The organism is bacterium, from assembly GCA_028821235.1.
Taxonomy (GTDB): domain Bacteria; phylum Actinomycetota; class Acidimicrobiia; order Spongiisociales; family Spongiisociaceae; genus Spongiisocius.
Window position 1 is genome coordinate 1 of the sequence record JAPPGV010000112.1, and the last position, 5193, is coordinate 5193.

A 5193-nucleotide genomic window follows, 5' to 3' on the forward strand; every position below is an offset into this window, starting at 1 on the left:
CCAGCGGTGCAGGCCGGCCGGATGGGTGGCCTCGACGTAGAAGCCGCATCCGGCCACGATGTTCACACCTGACTCGGCCGCCAGCCATTCGAGGACGCGAGCATCGCGGCCCAGGCCGGGCGGGGTGGCGTCCACGATCGTGTGACCTCCGGCAGCGCGGTAGCGCTTTAGTTCCTCCGCCAGGACATGGGGCTCGTCCACCACCAGGTTGTCCCGGCATGCGAACGGGCTGGCCCGGACGCGGCCCAGGCGCTCCGGAGTCACCGGGTGGAAGGCGATGGCGGGGTCGTCGTCCGGCCGCCAGTTGCAACGGATGTCGACCAGCAGGTGCTCGTGGACCAGGGTGGTGCCGAGCTCGGCAGCGGGGATCTCCCCCAGCACCGTCCGCACCCGGGCCTGCTCGAGCGGGGGCGGATTTCCTAGGGCGGGTATCACCCCGACAGGAAGGAGCGAAGGGCCTGGTCGAAGCGCTCCACGGTGCTGTCGATAACGTCCCCGGTGTGGGTGCTGGACAGGAACAGGTTGCCGAGCCCCGAGATCCGTACCCCGGCTGCGGCCAGATGCGACAGGAAGGCTGACCGACGGGCCTTGTCGGTCAGGAGCACGTCGCGGTGATCCCTCACCCCTGCCATCTCGGTGAACATCAGGTTGAAGATGGTGGGCAGACCCTGGACCAGGCACGGCGCGCCACGGTCCTCGATCACCCCGCGGAGCCCCTGCATGAGCCGGCGGCCGCGCTCTTCCAGCGTGTCGTAGAACTCGTTGCCCCCCAGGTAGAGGTGTTCGAGAGCCGCCCGGGCGGCGGCCATGCTGATGGGGGAGGCGTTGAAGGTGCCGGCATGGGTGACGGCTCCGGTGCTGACGATCTCCATGATCTCCCGCTTGCCTGCCACACATCCCACCGGGAAGCCCGACCCGAGGGCCTTCCCCATGGTGGTGAGGTCAGGGGTCACGCCGTATCGGCCCTGGGCGCCACCCAGGCCGGCCCGGAAACCCGTGATGACCTCGTCGAAGATGAGAACGATCCCGTGGCGGTCGCACAGGTCGCGCACCGCTTCCAGGTAGCCGGGGACCGGTTCAACCACCCCGCTGTTGGCCATGACCGGCTCCATGATGACCGCCGCCACCGAGTCGCCCACCGATGCCAGCACCTCTCCGAGCGCGCCCGCATCGTTCCAGGGCACGACGATCAGGGACGAGCCCGCCTCCGGTGCCATGCCGGCAGACTCGGGCACGGCCGCCAGCCCCGGGCCTTCCGCCGCCGGCTCTGACCCGCTGCCCACGTTGAAGAGGACGCTGTCGGCCCAGCCGTGGTAGTGGCCCTCGAACTTGACCACCATGTGGCGGCCGGTGGCGGCGCGGGCGATCCGGAGAGCGGCCTGGACCGCCTCGGTGCCGGTCATGTTGAAGCGCACCATCTCGGCGGAGGGCACCATCCGGGTCACGAGGCGCGCCACTTCGACCTCGAGTTCGTGCTGGCCCCCGTAGAGGATGCCCCGTGACAGTTGGTGCTCGACCGCTTCGAGGACGAAGCCGGGCCGGTGCCCGAGGAGCATGGGACCCTGGCCCATCACGTAGTCGATCAGCCGGTTCCCGTCAGCATCGAACAGGTAGGGACCCTCTGCCGACTCGAAGAAGATGGGGTGGGGCTGTTCCCCCATCCGGACGTTGCTGTTGACCCCGCCGGGGATCACCTTCCTGGAGCTCTCCAGGAGGCGCCGCGACTGCTCGAAGCCCAACTTGACCATCTCGCCCTGCATCTATCGCACCTCCCGGACAGGACCGCTACCCGATTCTGCCGGTGATGCTACCCCTGGCGGTCCGGCCGGGTTGCCGGAGCTTCGCGCGCGGGTCATTGCCCATCCACATGGTCCGGAAACACCCTCCCGAAGAGCCACCAGACGAGATAGCCGGCGCCCAGAGCGAGAGCGAGCGCGAGCAAAGGCGCCCCCGGCCAGTCGACGGTCGGGTTGCCCAACCACGTGTGGCAGCGCTCCCAGCTGGGAACCCCGCCCAAGTCGTTGCATCCGGCGACCATGGTGCTCAGGAGGGTGACCACGCCCGCCGCGACCGACAACATGGCTCGCAAGATCGCAAGCAGGAGTCCCGTCCTGCCACGCGCCGGCACCGACCCGGCCGACACGATCATCGCGCCCAGCCCGGCCGCTACGGCGACGCTGATCACCATCCAGGTCGCTGTCTCCGGGGTGTCTTGAGAAGAAACCGCACCCAAAACGGTGACCGCGAGCAAGGTGCCCGCAATGATCCAGCCGACGGCTAACCGCACTGTGGTGGCCCATCCTTCCCACTCGAGGACCAGTAGCTCACGATCCGACAAGGGGGATCGGATTCGCTGTCGGCGGATCCCGGTTCCCGCTCGTACGAGACGCTTCGTTCACTGTATCCATCGTGTCCGGGTCATGCCCGTGTCTCGCCAACCGGGTGCCGCGGCGACACCCGGCTTGCCACGATCTGGGCCAACCAGGCCGGTGCCCTATGGGTAGGATTCCGGGCGGATGGCGGCGTATCGGGACCAGTATGTAGATCTTCTGCGGTCGATATCGCTCGTGGTGGTGGTGATCTGGCACTGGGTGTTCACGATCCTCGTGGTCTCGCCCTCGACGGTGTCGCCGTCGAATCCGATCGGGTCCACCCGCGGCCTCTGGGTGGCGACGTGGGTCCTGCAGGTCATGCCCGTGTTCTTCTTCGTGGGCGGTTACACGCACCATCGGTCCTTCCGTAACTACACCCGAGGGACCTCCCGGCGGTTCCTGAAGCGCCGGATGGGACGGCTGCTGGCACCGGCGCTGGGACTGGTGGCCGTGTGGGTCATCATCGGCTGGGTGCTCGAGGTGACCGTGGATCCAGCCTGGGTGTGGTCGGCGGTGATCCTGGTGCTGTCGCCGCTGTGGTTCCTGGTGGTGTACGTGGTGATGGTCCTCATTGCACCGATCGCCATCCGGGCCCACTGGCGCTGGGGCGAGATCGCACCGGTCTGGCTACTCGGCTTGGCAGGGGTATTGGATGTGCTCCGCTTCACCCAGGGTCAGGGCTGGGCTGCGTGGGCCAACTTCCTGGTCATCTGGGGCCTCGCCCACCAACTCGGCTTCTTCTACGACCGTCTGGTGGCCGCTCCTGCCCGCACCGGCTGGATGATGTTCTGGGCCGGCCTGTTCGCGCTCGTGGCCCTCACCAACATGGGCTTCTACCCGCGTTCCCTGGTCGGCGTACCCGGGGAGCGCTTCTCCAACATGGGTCCGCCAACCCTGGCCATCGTGGCGCTGACCTTCCTGCAGGTGGGGCTGGTGCTGGTCATCCGGCCCAAGGTTCTCGCCTGGCTGGAGAGGGGAGACCTCGCCCAGCGGGTGGTGGGCTGGATCAACGAACACGCTATGCCCCTCTACCTGTTCCACTCCACCGGCATGGCCGTGGTGGTGGCGATCCTGTTCGGCTTCGGCTACGTGCCGCCGGCCGAGCCCACCCTCGAGTGGTGGCTGACCCGACCCATCTGGCTGATCGGCCCCGCCATTGCCACCTGGCCCCTACTAGCCCTCTACCGGGTAACCAAGCGTCCGACCGCAACCGCCATCCCGAAGGCCGCGGACTAGCCGAGCAGCTTCTCGCTCAGAACCGGCGCGACAAGTGGTGCGTCTCAGTCCTCGGGTTCGTGGCCGACCATTCGCTGGATCCTCACTATGTCGCCGGCCCAGCCGCAGGCGTTGCACCAGGTGTGGAACACCTTCCGGTCGGCCTCCCAGTACTCGACGGAGATGCCCTCCGCTCCCGTCACCGCGCCTCCGCAGTTGGGGCAGTGGCGGGGCCTGTCCGCCAGGTGGGAGACCCGGTCGGGATCCCACCAGTGGGCGCCCGAGACGCGCCGCTCGGTCATCGCATCACATGGTCCGCGGCGGGCCCGCGTCGAACGGCTGCCTCACCGCGTACTCGTCCGAGCTCGGCATCTCGCCCCGGGCCCGGGCGGCTTCCAGATGGATCTTGCGCAGGGTGTCGAGGGCCGGCGAGTAGCGGGTGGAGCCCATGTCGAGCCAGGCCAGGGCGAAGTCGATCCCGGCGCCGAACTTCTTCTTCTCGCACGGAAGCTCGATCCGCTCGTGGGGCACCCTGGTAAAAGCCACCGTCGGGTCCTCCCCGGCCTCCACGCGGGCCATCTGGGCCTTGAACATGCGCCTGATCATGATGACGCCGATGTCGGACTTGCCGATGTGCTCGGAGGTCCGGTCTGCGATCCTACCCTGGCTGACCCACGCCATCACGTCCTGGCCTTCGATGTAGTCGACGATGTGGCGGCCCCGGTCGTCGAGCCACTTGTACTCGTAGTCGACGGGATAGATCTGCTCGGGGTAGGTGTCGAGGCCCTCCGGATGGTGGTTCGAGTAGAAGATCGCCCAGGTGGTGGTGTCGTCGATCGGCACCCTGATCTGCATCTGGTCGATCCCGGCGCCCCCCACCCGCATCGAGTGCGGGAACACCAGCGGATGGCCCACCGCCCAGTCGTCGTCCTCCTCGGTGTGACCCTCGAGGACCCGGCGCTTGAGGATGCCCCACTCCATGGCGTCGAAGCCGACCCTGAGATGCTTCTTTTGGAACGACTTGGGCGCCACGAACCCCTGTTGCGATCCGAGGAACTCGAAGTAGCGGCCGTGCAGCCACTCGACATGGTGGGGATCCACCGAGTTCTCCATGATCTGGAGCCAGTTGCAGGGCAACATCGAGTGGCCCGCGTCGATGAAGCCCGGATCCACGAACACGTCGAATCGGGGCAGTTCGGGCGCCGGGTCGGGGCCGATGTATGCCCACACCATCCCTCCCAGCGCCTGCGCCCGGCCGGCGAAGGCCTTGACGTGCCGCATGAAGGCGGTCTTGCCCGGCTCGGCCGGCTGCTCGATGCAGTTCCCGGAGCAGTCGAACTTCCACCCGTGGTAGCCGCACCGCAGGCCGTCCTCCTCGACCACGCCGTAGATCAGGGAGGCGGCCCGGTGCGGGCAGGCCTCCTGGACGATGCCGTAGCCGCCCTGCGGGGTCTTCCACAGGGCGAAGTCCTCGCCCAGCAGCCTCACCTTGCGGATGGGCCACTCGTCGAGCTCCCGCGTGAACGCGACCGGATACCAGTAGCGGCGCAATAGCTCGCCCATCGGCGTACCCGGACCGACCCGGGTGAGCCGTTCGTTCTGCTCC

General features: G+C 67.8%; 6 protein-coding genes. 1 reads left to right on the forward strand and 5 read right to left on the reverse strand.

Features of this window, described 5'->3' with window-relative positions:
• The 3 genes from OXK16_11865 to OXK16_11875 all read right to left on the reverse strand — a co-directional run.
• The coding region (locus OXK16_11865; GenBank protein MDE0376636.1) for a phosphotriesterase-related protein at nt 1-390 on the reverse strand (390 nt) is incomplete at its 3' end.
• 41 nt (nt 391-431) lie between these two features.
• On the reverse strand, nt 432-1760 hold the full coding sequence (locus OXK16_11870) for an aspartate aminotransferase family protein (GenBank protein MDE0376637.1): 1329 nt from the start codon (nt 1758-1760) through the stop codon (nt 432-434).
• A gap of 92 nt (nt 1761-1852) precedes the next feature.
• Complete coding sequence (locus OXK16_11875; GenBank protein ID MDE0376638.1) at nt 1853-2287, reverse strand: hypothetical protein; 435 nt, start codon at nt 2285-2287, stop codon at nt 1853-1855.
• Between the two features lie 229 nt (nt 2288-2516).
• On the opposite strand from OXK16_11875, the gene OXK16_11880 reads away from it, so the two are divergent.
• Nucleotides 2517-3608 carry an acyltransferase gene (locus OXK16_11880; GenBank protein ID MDE0376639.1) on the forward strand — a complete coding sequence of 364 codons (1092 nt, stop codon included), beginning with the start codon at nt 2517-2519 and terminating at the stop codon, nt 3606-3608.
• 44 nt (nt 3609-3652) lie between these two features.
• Here the strand turns inward: OXK16_11880 and OXK16_11885 are convergent, their stop codons facing one another.
• The gene (locus OXK16_11885; GenBank protein ID MDE0376640.1) at nt 3653-3889 is read right to left on the reverse strand and encodes a hypothetical protein; all 237 of its coding nucleotides are present in this window, start codon (nt 3887-3889) and stop codon (nt 3653-3655) included.
• A gap of 4 nt (nt 3890-3893) precedes the next feature.
• Nucleotides 3894-5193 (reverse strand): aromatic ring-hydroxylating dioxygenase subunit alpha (locus OXK16_11890; protein ID MDE0376641.1); only part of this gene is annotated, 1300 nt, incomplete at its 5' end.